This window comes from Bradyrhizobium genosp. L (assembly GCF_015624485.1).
Classification (GTDB): domain Bacteria; phylum Pseudomonadota; class Alphaproteobacteria; order Rhizobiales; family Xanthobacteraceae; genus Bradyrhizobium.
In genome coordinates this window covers 3,914,668-3,933,585 of record NZ_CP061378.1, presented here as the reverse complement: position 1 = coordinate 3,933,585, position 18,918 = coordinate 3,914,668, and the positions used below count along the sequence as shown (strand labels likewise).

The 18,918-nt window shown below is 65.0% G+C and carries 12 protein-coding genes and 1 tRNA gene; 9 read left to right on the top strand and 4 right to left on the bottom strand.

The annotated features are described in order from the left end of the window. Positions 1 to 250 precede the first annotated feature (250 nt). The 3 genes from IC762_RS18505 (at position 251) to IC762_RS18495 (ending at position 9,478) form a co-directional block, all read left to right on the top strand. Positions 251 to 6,541: a HAMP domain-containing protein gene (locus IC762_RS18505; RefSeq protein ID WP_433995838.1), complete on the top strand. Its 6,291-nt coding sequence runs from the start codon at positions 251 to 253 to the stop codon at positions 6,539 to 6,541. Between the two features lie 16 nt (positions 6,542 to 6,557). Beyond that, entirely contained in the window at positions 6,558 to 8,054 is a 1,497-nt protein-coding gene (locus tag IC762_RS18500) for a sensor histidine kinase (protein WP_195790182.1), read from the top strand. 89 nt (positions 8,055 to 8,143) lie between these two features. Continuing rightward, positions 8,144 to 9,478, top strand: a complete 1,335-nt coding sequence (locus tag IC762_RS18495) for a PQQ-dependent sugar dehydrogenase (RefSeq protein WP_195783705.1) — start codon at positions 8,144 to 8,146, stop codon at positions 9,476 to 9,478. Between the two features lie 252 nt (positions 9,479 to 9,730). Here IC762_RS18495 and IC762_RS18490 read toward each other — a convergent pair whose 3' ends face one another. The 3 genes from IC762_RS18490 to IC762_RS18480 all read right to left on the bottom strand — a co-directional run bounded on the left by IC762_RS18490 (position 9,731) and on the right by IC762_RS18480 (position 10,818). Continuing rightward, positions 9,731 to 9,988, bottom strand: a complete 258-nt coding sequence (locus IC762_RS18490; RefSeq protein ID WP_195783704.1) for a hypothetical protein — start codon at positions 9,986 to 9,988, stop codon at positions 9,731 to 9,733. A gap of 110 nt (positions 9,989 to 10,098) precedes the next feature. Continuing rightward, a complete protein-coding gene (locus IC762_RS18485) occupies positions 10,099 to 10,266 on the bottom strand; it encodes a hypothetical protein (protein ID WP_172626923.1) in 168 nt (55 codons plus the stop codon). Between the two features lie 75 nt (positions 10,267 to 10,341). Next, positions 10,342 to 10,818, bottom strand: a complete 477-nt coding sequence (locus IC762_RS18480) for a winged helix-turn-helix transcriptional regulator (protein ID WP_195783703.1) — start codon at positions 10,816 to 10,818, stop codon at positions 10,342 to 10,344. 127 nt (positions 10,819 to 10,945) lie between these two features. Here IC762_RS18480 and IC762_RS18475 point away from each other — a divergent pair, with 127 nt between their 5' ends. Further along, positions 10,946 to 11,866 (top strand): alpha/beta fold hydrolase, encoded by a 921-nt coding sequence (locus IC762_RS18475; protein WP_195790181.1) that lies wholly within the window; start codon positions 10,946 to 10,948, stop codon positions 11,864 to 11,866. 29 nt (positions 11,867 to 11,895) lie between these two features. Here IC762_RS18475 and IC762_RS18470 read toward each other — a convergent pair. Beyond that, a tRNA-Ser gene (locus tag IC762_RS18470) sits at positions 11,896 to 11,985 on the bottom strand. A 754-nt stretch (positions 11,986 to 12,739) separates the two neighbouring features. Here IC762_RS18470 and IC762_RS18465 point away from each other — a divergent pair. From IC762_RS18465 to metG, 5 genes are all read left to right on the top strand, one after another. Beyond that, positions 12,740 to 13,672: a septal ring lytic transglycosylase RlpA family protein gene (locus tag IC762_RS18465; RefSeq protein ID WP_195783702.1), complete on the top strand. Its 933-nt coding sequence runs from the start codon at positions 12,740 to 12,742 to the stop codon at positions 13,670 to 13,672. A gap of 255 nt (positions 13,673 to 13,927) precedes the next feature. Continuing rightward, complete coding sequence (locus IC762_RS18460; protein ID WP_246801077.1) at positions 13,928 to 15,187, top strand: D-alanyl-D-alanine carboxypeptidase family protein; 1,260 nt, start codon at positions 13,928 to 13,930, stop codon at positions 15,185 to 15,187. 1 nt (position 15,188) lies between these two features. Further along, a complete protein-coding gene (tmk, locus tag IC762_RS18455) occupies positions 15,189 to 15,875 on the top strand; it encodes a dTMP kinase (RefSeq protein ID WP_195783701.1) in 687 nt (228 codons plus the stop codon). After that, entirely contained in the window at positions 15,872 to 16,912 is a 1,041-nt protein-coding gene (locus IC762_RS18450) for a DNA polymerase III subunit delta' (RefSeq protein ID WP_195783700.1), read from the top strand. Before tmk ends, IC762_RS18450 begins: the two co-directional genes overlap by 4 nt. Before the next feature lie 69 nt (positions 16,913 to 16,981). Then, positions 16,982 to 18,907 (top strand): methionine--tRNA ligase, encoded by a 1,926-nt coding sequence (gene metG, locus IC762_RS18445; protein WP_195783699.1) that lies wholly within the window; start codon positions 16,982 to 16,984, stop codon positions 18,905 to 18,907. Positions 18,908 to 18,918: the final 11 nt, after the last annotated feature.

The following is an 18,918-nucleotide window of genomic DNA, read 5'->3' as shown; positions in this document are numbered from 1 at the left end:
ACGCCTTCGGGGTGGCCTTTGTTCCAATGCGAGCAGGGCAACCGCGCAACCGGTAGAATAATCCAACCGCCAAAAAAGTTCCAACGCCCGATGGAACCTTTGGTTCCAATGACAATTAACCTGCTCGGTTTGCGTCACAAATCGCGGTTATTCCGTTTTCCCGCTTGAATAGATCACGGGCAGTCTTTCTTATGGTGTCGCTGGCTCACCCGAGTCTCCGGACTTGCGGCCGGCACGTAGGGGAATTTCCATGACCGACCTCGGTTCGCCGCCTCGTCCCCGCACTGAAACACGCCGCGCCAATCCACCCAACGGAAATCTGGATTCCTCGCACGACCTCCTGCAGTCATTGCAGGCGATGCGCGGCGGCGATTTCTCGGTCCGGATGCGCGGCGACTATCTCGGGATCGACGGCAAGATCGCCGACGCCTTCAACGAAATCGCCGCCGCCAACGAGCGGATGTCGCAGCAGCTGGCGCGCGTCGGCCAGGTCGTCGGGCGCGAGGGCCAAACGCGCCAGCGCGTCAATTTCGGGCTCGCCAGCGGCTCCTGGGCCGACATGGAAAGCTCGCTCAACACGCTGATCGACGATCTGCTGTGGCCGACCCGCGAGGTGACCCGCGCGGTGGCCGCCGTCGCCCAGGGCGACCTGTTGCAGACGGTGCAGCTCGACGTCGAGGGCAGGCCGCTGCGCGGCGAATTCCTGCAGTCGGCCAACATCGTCAACACGATGATCAAGCAACTTTCGGTGTTCACCTCCGAGGTGACGCGCGTGGCGCGCGAGGTCGGCACCGAGGGCAAGCTCGGCGGCCAGGCCCAGGTGCCGGAAGTGACCGGCGTCTGGAAGGACCTGACCGAGAGCGTCAACTCGATGGCCAACAACCTGACCGGCCAGGTCCGCAACATCGCCGAGGTGACGATCGCGGTCGCCAACGGCGACCTATCGAAGAAGATCACGGTCGACGTCCGCGGCGAGATCCTGCAACTGAAGGAAGCCATCAACACGATGGTCGATCAGCTGCGCTCCTTTGCCTCGGAAGTGACGCGCGTGGCGCGCGAGGTCGGCACCGACGGCAAGCTCGGCGGCCAGGCGATCGTGCCCGGCGTCGCCGGCACCTGGAAGGACCTGACCGACTCCGTGAACGCGATGTGCGGCAACCTGACCGCCCAGGTGCGCAACATCGCCAACGTGACGACGGCCGTGGCGCGCGGCGACCTGTCGCGCAAGATCACGGTCGACGTGTCAGGTGAAATCCTGGAGCTGAAGGACACCATCAACACCATGGTGGACCAGCTCAACGCCTTCGCCTCGGAAGTGACGCGCGTGGCGCGCGAGGTCGGCACCGAAGGCAAGCTCGGCGGCCAGGCGCAGGTGCCCGGTGTGGCCGGCACCTGGAAGGACCTGACCGACAACGTCAACTTCATGGCCTCGAACCTGACCGCGCAGGTCCGCAACATCGCCGACGTCGCGACCGCGATCGCGGGCGGCGACCTGTCGAAGAAGATCACGGTGAACGTGTCGGGCGAGATCCTTCAGCTGAAGGAAACGCTCAACACGATGGTCGACCAGCTCAACGCCTTCGCCTCGGAAGTGACGCGCGTGGCGCGCGAGGTCGGCACCGAGGGCAAGCTCGGCGGCCAGGCCAACGTGCTCGGCGTCGCCGGCACCTGGAAGGACTTGACCGACAACGTCAACTTCATGGCCTCGAATTTGACGGCGCAGGTCCGCAACATCGCCGCGGTGACGACTGCGGTCGCCGGCGGCGACCTGTCGAAAAAGATCACGGTCGACGTGCGCGGCGAAATCCTCGAGCTGAAGGACACCATCAACACCATGGTGGACCAGCTCAACGCCTTCGCCGGCGAGGTGGTGCGCGTGGCGCGCGAGGTCGGCACCGAGGGCAAGCTCGGCGGCCAGGCCAATGTGCGCGGCGTCGCCGGCACCTGGAAGGACCTCACCGAAAGCGTCAACTCGATGGCCTCCAACCTGACCGCGCAGGTCCGCAACATCGCCGATGTCGCGACCGCGGTGGCCAAGGGTGACCTGTCGAAGAAGATCACGGTGAACGTCTCGGGCGAAATCCTTCAGCTGAAGGAAACGCTCAACACGATGGTGGACCAGCTCAACGCCTTCGCCGGCGAGGTGACGCGCGTGGCGCGCGAGGTCGGCACCGACGGCAAGCTCGGCGGCCAGGCCGAGGTGCCCGGCGTCGCCGGCACCTGGAAGGACCTCACCGACAGCGTCAACTCGATGGCCGGCAACCTGACCGGCCAGGTGCGCAACATCGCCGAGGTGGCGACCGCGATCGCCGGCGGCGACCTGTCGCGCAAGATCACGGTGAACGTCTCGGGCGAAATCCTTCAGCTCAAGGAAACGCTGAACACGATGGTCGACCAGCTCAACCGCTTCGCGGGCGAGGTGACGCGCGTGGCGCGCGAGGTCGGCACCGAGGGACGCTTGGGCGGCCAGGCCAACGTGCCCGGCGTCGCCGGCACCTGGAAGGATCTCACCGACAGCGTCAATTCGATGGCGGGCAATCTCACGGCGCAGGTCCGCAACATCGCCGAAGTCACCACGGCGGTGGCGCGCGGCGACCTGTCACGCAAGATCACGGTCGACGTGAAAGGCGAGATCCTCGAGCTCAAGAACACCATCAACACCATGGTGGACCAGCTCAACGGCTTTGCCGGCGAGGTGACACGCGTGGCGCGCGAGGTCGGCACCGAAGGCAAGCTCGGCGGCCAGGCCGAGGTGCCCGGCGTCGCCGGCACCTGGAAGGACCTCACCGACAACGTCAACTTCATGGCCTCGAACCTGACCGCCCAGGTCCGCAACATCGCCGAAGTCGCGACCGCGATCGCCGGCGGAGACCTGTCGAAAAAGATCACGGTGGACGTGCGCGGCGAGATACTGCTGCTCAAGGACACCCTCAACACGATGGTCGAGCAGCTACGCTCGTTCGCCGCCGAAGTGACGCGCGTGGCGCGCGAGGTCGGCACCGAAGGCAGACTCGGCGGCCAGGCCGTCGTCCCCGGCGTCGGCGGCACCTGGAAGGACCTCACCGACAACGTCAACCTGCTCGCGGCGAACCTGACCACCCAGGTCCGCAACATCGCCGAGGTGACCACCGCGGTGGCGCGCGGCGACTTGTCGCGCAAGATCACGGTCGACGTGAAGGGCGAAATCCTCGAGCTCAAGAACACCATCAACACGATGGTCGACCAGCTTAACGCCTTCGCCGGCGAAGTGACGCGCGTGGCGCGCGAGGTCGGCACTGAAGGCAGGCTCGGCGGCCAGGCCGAGGTGCCCGGCGTCGCCGGCACCTGGAAGGATTTGACCGACACCGTGAACGTGATGGCGGCGAACCTGACCGAGCAGGTGCGCGGCATCGTCAAGGTGGTGACCGCGGTCGCCGACGGCGATCTGAAGCAGAACCTCACCGTGAAGTCGAAGGGCGAGGTGGCGGCACTCGCCGACACCATCAACAACATGACCGAGACGCTCGCGACCTTTGCTGATCAGGTGACGAGCGTGGCGCGCGAAGTCGGCGTCGAGGGACGGCTGGGCGGTCAGGCCAACGTGCCCGGCGCCGCCGGCACCTGGAAGGACCTGACCGGCAACGTCAACCTGCTCGCGGCCAACCTGACCTCCCAGGTGCGCGCGATTGCCGAGGTGGCGACCGCCGTGACCAAGGGCGATCTGACGCGCTCGATCCAGGTCGACGTGCGCGGCGAGGTGGCCGAGTTGAAGGACAACATCAACACCATGATCGGCAACCTCCGTCTCACCACGGAGCGCAACACCGAGCAGGACTGGCTGAAGACCAATCTGGCGCGCTTCACCAACATGTTGCAGGGCCAGCGCGACCTCGCGACCGTCGGCCGCTCGCTGCTGACCGAGCTTGCGCCGCTGATCAATGCGCATATGGGCGTGATCTACCAGATCGATAATCCCGACAACCCGCAATTGCGGTTGCTGGCGGGCTATGCCAACGACAGCACCAATCCGCATCCGCAAATCGTCCAGTTCGGCGAAGGCCTGATCGGCCAATGCGCGCTCGACAAGCGGCAGCGCCTGGTCTCCGACATTCCCGGCGACGCCGTGCCGGTCAATTCGGCGCTGATGCGGATCATGCCGAAGAACCTCGTCGTGTTCCCGGTGCTGTTCGAGAACCAGGTCAAGGCGGTGATCGAGCTGTCCTCGATCGCCTCGTTCACGACGTCGCAGATCACCTTCCTCGAACAGCTCACCGACAGCATCGGCATCGTGCTCAACTCCATCGAGGCGACGATGCAGACCGAGGCGCTGCTGAAGCAGTCGCAGCAGCTCGCGGGCGAGCTTCAGACCCAGCAGAAGGAGCTGCAGCAGACCAACGACCAGCTCGAGCAGAAGGCGCAGCAGCTCGCCGAGCGTAACGTCGACGTCGAACGCAAGAACCAGGAAATCGAGCAGGCACGGCGCGCGCTGGAAGAGAAGGCGACCGAATTGTCGCTGACCTCGAAGTACAAGTCCGAATTCCTCGCCAACATGTCGCACGAGCTGCGCACGCCGCTGAACTCGATCCTGATCCTCGGCCAGCAGCTCACCGAAAACCCCGACGGCAACCTGACCGGCAAGCAGGTCGAGTTTGCCCGCACCATTCACGGTGCCGGCACCGACCTGTTGAACCTGATCAGCGACATCCTCGATCTCTCCAAGATCGAGTCCGGTACGGTGACCGTCGATGCCGAGGAGATCCTGACCTCGAGCCTGCTCGAGACCGTCGGGCGGCCGTTCCGCCACGAGGCGGAAAACCGTCATCTCTCGTTCGGCATCGACGTCGACGGCAACCTTGCGCGCAGTATGGTGACCGACTCCAAGCGCTTGCAGCAGGTGCTGAAGAACCTGCTGTCGAACGCCTTCAAGTTCACGGCGGAGGGCGGCGTCAAGCTCACCGTCTCGGGCGCGCTCGGCGGCTGGAGCGCCGAGCATCCGATCCTCAACACGGCGCCCGCGGTCGTGGCATTCGAAGTGTCCGACACCGGCATCGGCATTCCCCAGGACAAGCAGAAGCTGATCTTCGAGGCATTCCAGCAGGCCGACGCCGGCACCAGCCGCAAATATGGCGGCACCGGGCTCGGCCTCGCCATCAGCCGCGAGCTCGCAAGCCTGCTTGGCGGCGAGATCCATCTGCGCAGCGCACCAGGCAAGGGTTCGACCTTCACGCTCTATCTGCCGCTGAAATATTCCGGACCTTCGGTCGCGTTGCGCGCGCAGGGGCAGCCGCTGCCGATGCCCCACACGCCGGCGCCGTCGCTGCAGGTCGTATCCACGCAGGAGCGCGCGATCGAGCAGTTGTCGGACGACCGGCTCAATCTCGAGCCCGGCGACACCATCCTGCTGATCGTCGAGGATGACCCGCATTACGCGCGGGTGCTGATCGACCTGGCGCGCGACAAGGGCTTCAAGGTGCTGATCGCCACCCGTGGCACGGAGGCCTTGGATCTCGCCAAGCAATTCCAGCCGACGGCCGTCTCGCTCGACGTGTTCCTGCCGGACATGCTGGGCTGGAGCGTGCTGAGCCAGCTCAAGCACAATCCGCTGACCCGGCACATTCCGGTGCAGATCATCACACTCGACGAGGACCGCCAGCACGCGCTGGCCCGCGGCGCCTTCTCCTTCGTCAACAAGCCGACCACGACCGAAGGCGTCAGCGCGGCGCTGACCCAGATCAAGGAATACGCCAAGCCGCGCCGCAAGCGTCTCCTGATCGTCGAGGACAACGCCGCCGAACAGCTCAGCATCCGCGAGTTGCTCGGGCACGAGGATATCGAGATCGTGACCAGCGACACCGGGGCAGGGGCGCTGTCGGCGCTGCGCGACAATCCCTGCGATTGCGTCGTGCTCGATCTGCGCCTGCCCGACATGAGCGGCTTCGAGGTGCTCGACCAGATCCGCAAGGACGATGCGCTTTCCAACGTTCCCGTCGTCGTATTCACGGGGCGGGAACTCTCCGCCGAAGAGGACGCGGAACTGCACACCATGGCGCGCAGCATCGTGGTCAAGGGCGTGGAATCGCCGGAACGGCTGCTCGATGAAACGTCACTGTTCCTGCACCGTGTGATCACGGAATTGCCTCTCGAAAAACAGAGGATGCTGGAGAAGCTGAACAGTTCCGATGAGGATCTCATTGGCAAGACGGCGCTGCTGGTCGACGACGACGCCCGCAACATCTTCGCGCTCTCCAGCGTGCTGGAGCGGCGCGGTATGAAGGTGCTGACTGCGACAACTGGTCACGAGGCGATCTCGCTCGTGGAGTCCAATCCAAGGATCGCGATCGTTCTGATGGACATCATGATGCCGCAGATGGACGGTTACCAGACCATCGGCGCGATCAGGCAAAACCCGGCCTTCGCACGGCTGCCGATCATTGCGCTGACGGCCAAGGCAATGAAGGGCGACCGCGAGAAATGCCTGGAGGCGGGCGCATCCGACTATCTGGCGAAACCCGTCAACACCGAGCAACTGCTGCTCGCGATCCGCATGTGGCTGCACCGCTGATCGGCGATCGAACATGATGGACCACGAAAAGATCAACATTCTTCTGGTCGATGATCAGCCGGCGAAGCTGCTCGCCTACGAGGTCATCCTGAAGGAGCTCGGCGAGAACCTCGTCGTCGCGTCGTCGGGGCGCGAGGCGTTGGAGTTCCTGCTCAAGAATGAGGTCGCGGTCATCCTGGTCGACGTCTGCATGCCCGAGCTCGACGGCTTCGAGCTTGCGGCGATGATCCGCGAGCATCCGCGTTTCCAGAAGACCGCGATGATCTTCATCTCGGCGATCCAGGTTTCCGACATCGACCGCCTGCGCGGCTACGAGATGGGCGCCGTCGATTATGTGCCGGTGCCGGTCGTGCCCGAAGTGCTGCGGGCCAAGATCCGCGTGTTCGCCGAGCTGTACCGCAAGACCCGGCAGCTCGAACGTCTCAATGCCGAGCTCGAGGACCGCGTGCGCGCGCGCACCGCCGAACTGGAGCAGTCGACCGCGAGGCTGCTGCAAAGCGAGCAGCGCCGCAGCATGGCGATCGCCGCCGGCAAGATGGGCTCTTGGGACTGGGACTGGGTCAACGGCGACTGGATGTGGGACGAAGGCCAGTACAAGATCTTCGGCGTCGACCCGAACTCCTTCCAGCTCACCTCCGAGAACATCCAGCGCATGTTCCATCCGGAGGACGCCGAAGACCTTCGGCAGGCCTGGGCTGGCTTCGGCAACGGCCAGACGTCGTATGAAGCCGAATTCCGCGTGCTGCGCCCCGACGGCGAGGTGCGCTGGTGCGTCGGCACCGCGGCCGCCACCAGTGATCGCAATGGCAAGGTGGTGCGGGTGAGCGGCGTCACGGTCGACATCACCGATCGCAAGAAGGCCGAGGAACGCCAGAGCCTGCTCACCCGCGAGGTCGATCATCGCGCCAAGAACGCGCTTGCACTGGCGCAATCGATCGTGCGCCTGACGCGTGCGCAGAACGTCAATGCCTATGTGCGGGCGGTCGAGGGGCGCATCACCGCGCTGGCGCGGGTCCACACCGTGCTGTCGCTGTCGAGCTGGCAGGGCGCCGAAATCCGGCGGCTGGTGAGCGAGGAGGTCGCGCCTTACTCCGAGGCCGGACAGATCCAGATCGACGGTGCGGAGGTGCAGCTGCAGCCTGCGACCGCACAGACGCTCGCACTTGCGCTGCACGAGCTTGTCACCAACTCCGCAAAATATGGCAGCCTGTCCGCACTGGCCGGCCGGCTCGCGATCACCTGGGAAGTGGCGAGCGAAACGCTGATCCTGGCCTGGGTAGAATCCGGCGGGCCCAGGGTGACGACGCCGACGCAAAAGGGTTTTGGCACAAGGAGCGTGATCGCCAGCATCGAGACCCAGCTCGGCGGGCACGCCGATTTCGATTGGCGCAGCGAAGGCCTGATCTGTCGCCTCACTGTCCCGCTGCGCGCGGTGCTCTCCTCGGATTCCCCGCCGTTCCGCGAAATACCCACGCAGGACCGCAAGCCCGTGGTCAGTTCACAAGTCGGGTGACGACGTCAGCGCGATTGTGAGATGAGTTGAAGGGGCGGCTCGGCTAGATATTGGCAAGCGATCGGACCGTCGCGTGTCGGGAATGCATGATGCCGAACCAGCGAAATGTCTTCATTGCAGGCTGCGCCGCCTGCCTCATCGCATCGGCTGCGGCCGCCGAGCCTGTGCTGAAGGGCGCAGACGCCTTCGGCGACTGGCAGCGCGACAAGCCGGGTACGGTCCGCCTGATCACGCCGCAGGACCTGCCGAAACCCGGCGCGACGGCCTCCAGCAGCAATGCGTCCCGCGTCATGCCGCGTCCGGCATCGGCGATTCCGCAGGTGCCGGCGGGCTTCAAGATCGAGCTGTTCGCCAGCGGGCTGAGCGGGCCGCGGATCATCCGCACCGCGCCCAACGGCGACATCTTTGTTGTCGAAACCGGCACCGGACGCATCCGCATCCTGCGCAGCGCCGCCGGTGCCACGAGGTCTGCCACCAACGAGGTCTTTGCGAGCGGCCTGAACCGGCCGTTCGGCATCGCGTTCTTCCCGAGCGGCGACGATCCGCAATGGCTCTACGTCGCCAACACCGACAGCGTCGTCCGCTTTGCCTATCACAGCGGGGATCTCAAGGCGTCCGGCAAACCCGAGACCATCGTTGCGCAGCTGCCGCACGGCTACGGCCATTCCACCCGCGACATCGTGTTCACGCCCGACGACAAGCGCATGCTGGTGTCGGTCGGCTCCGCCGGTAACGCAGGCGAGGGGCTCGGGCGGCCGCCTGATGGCATCGAGGCGTGGAGCCGCGACCACGCGCTCGGCGCCGCCTGGGGCGCCGAGACCGACCGCGCCGCCGTGCTCGCCTTCGACCCCGACGGCAAGAACCAAAAACTGTTCGCCACCGGCATCCGCAACTGCGTCGGGCTTGCGATCCAGCCCGGCAGCGGCACGCCGTGGTGCTCGACCAATGAGCGCGACGGCCACGGCGACAATCTGGTGCCCGACTACGTGACGCGGGTCCGCGAGGGCGCGTTCTATGGCTGGCCCTGGTACTATATCGGCGCCAACGAAGACCCCGCGCATGCCGGCGAGCGACCGGATCTGATAGACAAGGTGACGATCCCCGACGTGCTGCTGCAGGCCCATTCGGCCTCGCTCGGCCTGACCTTCTACACTGGCAGCAACTTTCCGCCGGACTATCGCGGCGATGCCTTTGCGGCCGAGCACGGCTCGTGGAACAGGTCCCGGCGCACCGGCTACAAGGTCATTCGCATCAGGCTGAAGGACGGCGTACCGACCGGCCAGTACGAGGATTTCGTCACCGGCTTTGTGGTCGGCGACAACGAGGTTTGGGGCCGACCGGTCGGCGTCACGGTGGCGCAGGATGGCGCGCTGCTGGTCTCGGAGGACGGCAACGGCACGATCTGGCGCATCAGCCACGACTAGCTGGTTGGCGCGGCTACAGCGGGATGGAATTAGGTTGAATCGATTTCGCGTCAGGTTCGGGTCACCTCTCCCCGGCGGGGAGAGGTCGATTTGCGCTTGGCGATGCGAAGCATCGTCCAGTGCAAATCGGGTGAGGGCCGCAGCGCTAGTCTAACGAGAGACCGTAACCCCTCACCCGGCGCTGCGCGCCGACCTCTCCCAAGGGAGAGGTGACCTCCGTTGCTGCTCCAACTCACCTTGATCGATCATGCTTTAGCCCAGCCCGTCCTTCAGGCCGTACTCCTCGTAGATCGTCAGGGGACTGGTGTCGGGAAACAATCTGCACTTGGCCTGCGCCAGATGCAGCGTGACGGCGCCGGCCTCGCACCTTGCCGTCAGGAGTTTCCGGACGTCATCCATATGCGCGCGCGGCTGATGCTTTGACGGCAATTGTTCAAGCGCAACCAGCGCGGTGGCCAGGGCCTCGGTGACCACCCAGTCATCGTGTCCGGTAATTCCCTTTCGCGGCATCACCACACCTCCCGTCCACCGGCGCGCCATTGTAGCGCGAGGTGGGTGGGGGCTGTCATCAGCCAACATGGGCAGGGCGCGATGGAACTCGCTCGGAACGCGAGCAGCGACTACGCCGCCACGGCGCTGGCTCCGGTCAGCGACACGCTCAGGATCCGCCATTTCGACGTATCGAAGAAGTAGGTGGCCTTGATGTGCGCGGAAGCGGAATCGGGAGCCTGGATCACGGTGTGGAATTTGCGCGTTCCATCACTCAGCGAAATCCGGAATGTCTGCATTGGTCGAACCTCCACGGACCGAATGCTGCGGCCGGGAGGGTTAACATCCGGTTGCCTGCAGAAGCGCCGCAACGTTCACCGTGAACGCTTTGCGCTCCGAGGTTCGACCGACGGCAGGCGCACCATCGTGTCCTCGGCGCCGAGCACACGGCCGTCCTGCGCCCGAAGCTCCAGCCGCCGGACCGGCAGCGCGTTCTTCCTATCCAGCAGCAGCACATGGGCCTCGTCAGGCGCGAAGAAGAAATCCTCGCCCCATTGCCGAAGCGCGACGAGGAGCGGGAAGAGACCGCGTCCCTTCTCGGTCAGCAGATACTCTTGATAGGGGCCACCATCCGCAGCCGGCGCGCTTTCCAGAATGCCGTGCGCGAGGAGATTGCGTAGCCGGGCCGAGAGGATGTTCTTGGCAAGCCCGAGGCTGCGCTGAAATTCGGAGAACCGGCGCAGCCCGTCGAAGGCATCGCGGACGATCAAAAGCGACCACCAGTCGCCGATCGCATCCAGCGGCCGCGCCACGCCGCACATCGAATCCTTGTGGCTCACTCGTTTGGCCATCGCCGATCTGCCTTCCGCTTCCTCGTCCGTTGCTGCTCCGACACAAGGGAGATATAGCGGTTGCAAACTAAAACCTCAACTGATATGGCGTGGTTTCAAATTAAAACCTCCACTGGAAATCCGCACCATGATCCGATCCGATGCCACCTTCGCCGGGACCTTTCCCTTCGCGCCGCACGTCACTGCAGCGCCAGGCTTCCGGATGCACTATCTCGACGAGGGCCCGCGGCACGCTGAGGTCGTGCTCTGCCTGCATGGCGAACCGACCTGGGGTTACCTGTTTCGCCATCTGGTTCCGGTCCTGAGCGCAACGCACCGCGTGGTCGTCCCGGACCATATGGGTTTTGGCAAAAGCGAGACGCCGGCGGCGCGCAGCTACTGGCTTCAGGACCACGTCGATAATCTGGAGGCATTGGTTCTCGCGCTTGATCTCACCGACATCACGCTCGTGATGCACGATTTCGGCGGCCCGGTCGGCATGGGCCTAGCGGCGCGGCACCCGGATCGCATCCGCCGCGTCATCTCGGCCAACGGACCGACGCCGTTCGGGCAGGGCGATCTGTTCGACCGTCTCACCGCGAATGCGCAGGCTTCGCCCTGGTTTCAGTGGATCGCGAAGGCCGCGGCGAGCGGCGACCTCGAGCCGGTGCTGGGACAGCTCGGCTTCAACATCCTGAGCACGCTCAAGCTCAACGGTTTTGAGAACAACGCCATCATCAACGACAGCTGGCTCGCGGCCTATGGCGAACCGTTCGCGCGTCCGGCCGACTGCCTGGGTGCGATCGGCTGGGCCAAGGGCTTTGCGACGGGTGCACACCGGTTCGAGACCCCCGATGCCGCCACTGACCGCGCCATCCGCAGCAAGCCCGCGCTCGCGATCTGGGGCGAGGCCGACCGCACGCTGCAAGCGGAGCATTTCCTGCCGCTGTTCTCAGCGATCTTTCCCGATGCGCCGGTCAAGCGGCTCGCCGGTGTCGGGCACTATTGCTTTGAGGATGCCCCGGAGGCAGTCGGAGGATTGATCGCGGATTTCATCCGGCAGACCTGACCGCACACGGCACGAGGTTGTCACCCATCTGGCGGAAGGGGTGGGATTCGAACCCACGGTACCCTTGCGGGCACGCCGGTTTTCAAGACCGGTGCCTTAAACCACTCGGCCACCCTTCCAGCTGGATGCGAGCCACATAGCAAAGGGGAAGGAAACGCGAAAGGGGCATGCGATGCCCCTCGGATGGGCGCGGACCGCGCCCGATAACAAATGGTCAGTTGAAGGCGAACGCCAGCAGGCTCGAGCACAGCAGCACGAGGCTCGCTGCGGTGAGGGTCAGAAATCCGTCGGAGACAAAATCGTGATTACGCATGACACACCTGCCTTGACCCGATGCTCATCCGAATTGATTAAAGCTTTCCGAACAGTCGTCCTTGGAACGTCGTCGCCTGGAAGTCGCTCCTGGAAAGAGGTGATGCGTCTTTCCGTTCGTGCCGGCCTTAAGCCCGATACCGATAGCCTTCCACGGCGTGCGCCAGGAAGATGGCTGCACTCACCAGGCCCATAACCGCTGTAACCGTCTCGATCATCGCAAACTTCCTTTGCGCCCCACACCCGAGAGAAAACGATTGCAGCCTTGCACAGTCAAAAAGATTCAATTGTTGGAATCTAAGATGCCGCCCGACTGATGATTTGCTGCAACAGTGTGTCTGATCGCGGGACAGGCGAGGGTGCCGCAGCTCCGTAGTTGAACGGAGGAAGCGCAAGCGACCGTTTACCAAGGCGACACCGCCGGACGGCCGTCCCCATTTCCGCCGTGTTCCGGTTGCGATATTGTCACTGTCTGGTGCGGAAGGTGGGCCGCATCGTTAGGGGATGTGACGCCGACGCCTCGCAGTAGGCGCGGCTCCAGCAGAATGGTACTTGGGGCAGATGGGGAATCGACGGCCAGATTCGATCGTCCGGACGGCACGCGGTGCTGTTGCGGTGGCCACCTGTCTTCTGCTCGCCAATTGCGCCTCGTCGGGCAAATTCGCCAGCCGCGTCGATCCCAAATACGGGGTGTCCTCGAGCCCCCGCGTGGTGGCGTTCGGTGACCCCGTGCCCAAGGGCGGCGGCACCTACCGGATCGGCAAGCCCTATGTCGTCGGTGGCCGCACCTACGTGCCCGAGGAAGACGTCAACTACCGCGCCGAGGGCATCGCCTCCTGGTATGGCGACGATTTCCACGGCCGCCTGACCGCCAACGGCGAGGTATTCGACATGGGCTCGCTGACGGCAGCCCATCCGACCCTGCCGATGCCGAGCTACGCCCGGGTCACCAATCTGAGCAATGGCAAATCGCTGGTCGTCCGTGTCAATGACCGCGGCCCGTACCACGGCAACCGCCTCATCGACGTCTCGAACAAGGCGGCGGAACTGCTTGAATTCAAAGGCAACGGCGTCGCCCGCGTCCGCGTCGAATATGTCGGCCGGGCGCCGCTGGAAGGGTCCGACGATCGTCAGCTGATCGCGACCTTGCGGACCGGGACGCCGGCGCCGTCACCCTCGATGGTGCGGGTCGCCTCGGCGCGGTCGTTCGTGCCCGAGATGGGGTCTTCGGCGGGCCGGATCCGTGGCGATGTCCCGATGCCGGAGGGGCGGCCGTATAGCCTGGGCAATACCTCGGCCGACTACGCCTCGATCAATGCCACCTCCGAAATGTCGGCCTCGAGCCGCTCGCGGGGTCGTGTGCTGAACAATCCGCGGGAAGTCTCCTATGAGGGCGACGAGCGCTATGCCGCAAGCCCGAGCCCGGCGGCGGCCTATGTGCCGATCGATGCTCGCGGACCGGCCGAAGTGCTGAGCGGACGCGGCCTTTATTGAATCGGTCGCTTGCTCAGGTACTTCGCCTGATTGTCTAACAGTTCCGGTCAGGATGGCGATGGCGCGCGGTGCCGGCCGTGCACAGCGCAAAAACCTCAGTTGTTTGCGATATTTCCAACTGTTAGAGCGTTTTCGAGCGAAGTGGTCACCGGTTCGCGTAAAGAAAAAGCGTCAAACAAAGAATCTGGAGCTTTTCCGTTCCGATTCCATCGGAACGGAAAAGGTTCTAGAACGCAGCCTCTCAGGACATCGCCGATGGCAGCAGAGACCGCAGTTCCCCGCACGTTCGCCGCTCGCGCCGGGCGTAGCTGGCGCGGCCTGGTCGTGGCTGCGGTGGCGCTCGGGATCGGCTGGGGTGGGGTGGTCTATGCCGCCAACCAAAGCGTGCAGGGCGCCAAGAAGGAAGAGGGTGGCTTCGACGGCGATGCTCCGACCGCGATCCTGGTCGAGGCCTCCTCGGGCAGCGTGCTGTTCGAGAAGAACGCCGACGAGCTGCGCGCGCCGTCCAGCATGATGAAGCTGATGACCGCCGAGGTGGTGCTGAACGCCATCAAGCAGGGCGACATCAAGCTGACCGACGAGTATCGGATCAGCGAGAACGCCTGGCGCCGCGGCGGTGCGCCGTCCGGGACGTCCACGATGTTCGCGGCGATCAACAGCAAGGTCTCGGTCGACGACCTCCTGCACGGCGCGATCATCCCGAGCGGCAACGACGCCTGCATCGCGCTCGCCGAAGGCATTGCCGGCAACGAGCACACCTTCGCGACCGATGTCATGACCAAGCGCGCCCGCGAGCTCGGCCTGACCAGGTCGACCTTCGGCAATTCCAACGGGCTGCCCGACCCCGCCAACAAGATGACGGTCCGGGAGCTCGCGATCCTGGCGCGCCACATCATCCTGACCTATCCCGACATGTACAAGCTGTTCGGCGAGAAGGAATTCACCTGGAACAAGATCCGCCAGCAGAACCGCAACCCGCTGCTCAACGCCATGCCCGGCGCCGACGGGTTGAAGACCGGCTACACCAAGGAGGGCGGCTACGGCATGGTCGGCTCGGCGGTGCAGAACGACATAAGGCTGATCGTCGTGGTCAATGGCCTGGAGGATTCGGAGGATCGCGCCAGCGAAGCCAAGAAGATGCTGGAATGGGGATTCCGCAGCTTCGAGACGCGCACGCTGATCGCGGCCAACCAGCCGATCGGCTACGCCCGGGTGTTCGGCGGCGACAGCCGCTCGGTCAAGCTGACCAGCCCCGATCCGGTCAAGGTGATGGTGTCGAAGAACGGCAACGACAAGCTGCTCGCCCGGGTCATCTACAGCGGCCCGGTCAAGGCGCCGATCACGGCGGGCCAGAAGATCGGCGTTGTGAGGGTGTGGCGCGGCGCCAATGTCGCCGTCGAGCAGCCGGTGTTTGCCGCGGAAGCCGTCGGCACGGGATCGACCATGCGCCGGGCGCTCGACGGCGTTCAGGAGCTCGTCATCGGCATGTTCCGCGCCGGCGTCGAGAAGCTCTGACATGGCGGAAGCGGCAGTCAAACGGCCGAGCTTGCGCGGTCGCTTCATCACCTTTGAGGGCGGCGAAGGCTCGGGCAAATCGACCCAGATCCGCAAGCTCGCCGAGCGTCTCGATGCCGCCAAGCTGCGCGCCATCGTCACCCGCGAGCCCGGCGGCTCGCCCGGCGCGGAGATCATCCGCCATCTGCTGCTGTCAGGGATGGGCAAGCTGCTCGGGCCCGACGCCGAGACGCTGCTGTTTGCCGCCGCCCGCGACGACCATGTCCGCAGCGTGATCCTGCCGGCGCTGGAGCAGGGCGTCTGGGTGCTGTGCGACCGCTTCTTCGATTCCACGCGCGCCTATCAAGGCCAGCTCGGCCAGGTGCCGCCCGGCCTCGTCAACGCCATGCAGCGCGTCACCATCGGCGATCTCAAGCCCGACCTGACCTTCATCCTCGACGTCCCGGTCGAGGTCGGCCTGCAACGCGCCGCCGCGCGCCGCGGCAACGCTGCGGCCGATCGCTTCGAGGCGGAGGGCGTCAAGTTCCACCAGGATCTGCGCGAAGCCTACTTGCGGATCGCGGCCGAGGACCCGGAGCGCTGCGTGCCGATCGACGCCACCGGCGATCCTGACACGGTCGCGGCCAGGATCTGGACCGAGCTGCGCGAGCATCTGCGCATGACGATGACGGAAGCCAGTTCCGCATGAGCGCGCGCAAGGTCGAACAGGAGATCGCGGTCCGGCATCCGCGCGAGACGTCCGAACTGTTTGGGCATCGCGAGGCGGAAGCCGCGTTGCTCGATGCCTATCGCAGTGGTCGGATTCCGCATGCCTGGCTGATCGGCGGCGCGCAGGGCATCGGCAAGGCGACGCTGGCCTATCGCATGGCGCGCTTCGTGCTCGCGTTCCGCAATCCGCGTGCCTCCCAGGTGCAGCAGGCACAGACGCTCCGCCTCGATCCGTCCGATCATGTGGCGCGGCAGGTCACGGCCGGTGCCCATGGCGGGTTGCTGGTGCTGGAGCGCGGCCTCAACGACCGTGGCGTGATGCGCACGGTCATCACGGTCGACGAGACGCGGGAGACGATCTCGTTCTTCGGCTCGACCGCCGCGGTCGAGGGCTGGCGCGTCTGCATCGTCGACACCGTCGACGAGCTCAATCCCAATGCCGCCAACGCGCTGTTGAAGATCCTCGAGGAGCCGCCGCAGCAGTCGCTGTTCCTGCTGGCCAGTCACGCGCCGTCGCGGGTGCTGCCGACCATCCTGTCCCGTTGCCGCAAATTGCTGCTGCGGCCGCTCGAGACGAGCGACGTTGTGCGCGCGGCTGCGTCTGCGACCGATATGGCCGCCGACGATCCCGCGCTGCTCGAGGCCGCCGCGGCCTCCGAGGGCAGCGTGGGGCGGGCGCTGTCGCTGCTCGGCGGCGACGCGCTCAAGCTGCAGCAGCGCACCGCCGCGCTGCTCGCGACGCTGCCGAATGTCGATCCGCGTGAGTTGCATGCGCTCGGCGATGCGCTCGGCATCAGCGACCGCGTCGCGCTCGCGGCCTTCATCGACGGCATCGATCGCTGGATGAGCGAGCGCATGCGCGCTGGCGACGTCAATGCCAATCTGCCGCGCCTTGCACGGCTGGCAGAGGTATGGGAAAAGATCACGAGCGCCGCGCGCGACACCGAGGCCTACAATCTGGAGCGCAAGCCGCTGGTTTTCTCGGTGTTTTCGATGCTTGCGGACGCAACCCGGTAGACGCCCCCTCTGACAGCACTCGTCTGACGACACTCCCGACAATCAAGTTTCGATCCGAAGGATTTTGTGGTGGCCAACAAGGCTAAGAAGAAATCGTCCAAGAAGACTGCGAAGAAGGGCGCTGCAAAGAAGGCGGCCGTCAAGACGCGCGCGACCAGGAGAAAGGGCGCTGCGAAGGCGAAGGCCGGCAACAAGAGCACCAAGAAGACCGCAAAGAATTCGGGCAAGAAAGCCGTCGCGAAGAAAGCCGGCAAGGTCGCCAAGAAGGTCATCAGGAAACCAGCCAAGATGGCGAAGAAGGCCACGACCAAGGGTCCTGATGCTCCGAAGGCGCCAGCGCCGAAGACGACAGCTAAAACGACAACGCCCAAAAAGGCTCCGAAGCCTGCAACCGCGAATCCGGCGGCCACGCAACCAAAGTCCATGGCTGCTCCCGCAGCAGCGCCGGCCGCGGATCGCGGCAATGCGTTCTACATCACGACCGCGATCGCCTATCCGAACGGCCAGCCGCATATCGGCCACGCCTATGAGGCGATCGCGACCGACGCCTTGGCGCGCTTCCAGCGGCTCGACGGCAAGGACGTGTTCTTCCTGACCGGCACCGACGAGCACGGCCAAAAGATGATCCAGACCGCGCAGGGCGAGGGCATGACGCCCCACGATCTGGCGACCCGCAACGCCGCGCGCTTCAAGGAGATGGACGAGCGGCTCAACGTCTCGTTCGACCGTTTCATCCGCACCTCGGAGCCCGCGCACCACAAATCGGTGCAGGCGATCTGGCGCCGCATGCAGGACAATGGCGACATCTACATCGACGCCTATGCCGGCTGGTATTCGGTGCGCGACGAGGCCTATTACGCCGAAGACGAGACCACCGTCGGCGAGGACAATGTCCGCCGTGGCCCGCAGGGCACGCCGGTCGAGTGGGTCGAGGAGAAGAGCTATTTCTTCAAGCTCTCGGCCTATCAGGACAAGCTCCTGCAGCTCTACGAGAGCCAGCCCGATTTCATCGGCCCGGACTCGCGCCGCAACGAGGTGATGAGCTTCGTGCGCGGCGGACTGAAGGATCTGTCGATCTCGCGCACCACGTTCGACTGGGGCGTCAAGGTCCCGGACGATCCAGAGCATGTGATGTATGTCTGGGTCGACGCCCTGACCAACTACATCACCGGCGTCGGCTATCCCGATGAGAGCGACAAGCGCTGGCGCTACTGGCCGGCCGACGTCCACATCATCGGCAAGGACATCATCCGCTTCCACGCCGTGTACTGGCCGGCGTTCCTGATGTCGGCCGGCGTCCCCGTGCAGAAGCGCGTCTATGCGCACGGCTTCCTGTTCAACAGGGGCGAGAAGATGTCGAAGTCGGTCGGCAACGTGGTCGATCCCTTCAATCTTGCCGAGCAATACGGCGTCGACCAGGTGCGCTACTTCTTCCTGCGCGAGGTGCCGTTCGGTCAGGACGGAAATTACAACCATGAGGCCATCGTCGCGCGCATCAATGCCGATCTCGCCAATGATTTCGGCAATCTGGCGCAGCGTTCGCTGTCGATGATCGCGAAACAACTCGGCGGCGTGGTGCCGGAGCCCGGCGCGTTCAGCGACAACGACCAGGCGATCCTGGCGCAGGCCGATGCCATGCTGGAGACCTCGCGCAACGCGATGGCGACGCAGCAGATCCACCAATGGCTCAACACGGTGTGGGCCGTGGTCGCCGAGGCCAACCGCTACTTCGCCGGCGAGGCACCGTGGGCCCTGGCGAAGACCGATCCTGCGCGCCAGAAGACGGTGCTCTATGTCACCGCCGAAGTCGTGCGCCAGATCGCGATCATGGCGCAGGCGGTGATGCCGGCGTCCTGCGGCAAGATGCTCGACAGCCTCGGCGTTGCGGAGAATACCCGCAGCTTCGAGGCGCTCGCGGAGCGGATCAGGCCGGGGACGGTGCTGCCGGCGCCGGTCGGCGTGTTCCCGCGCTATGTGGAACCGAAGACCGAGTGAGCGGTTCGGAC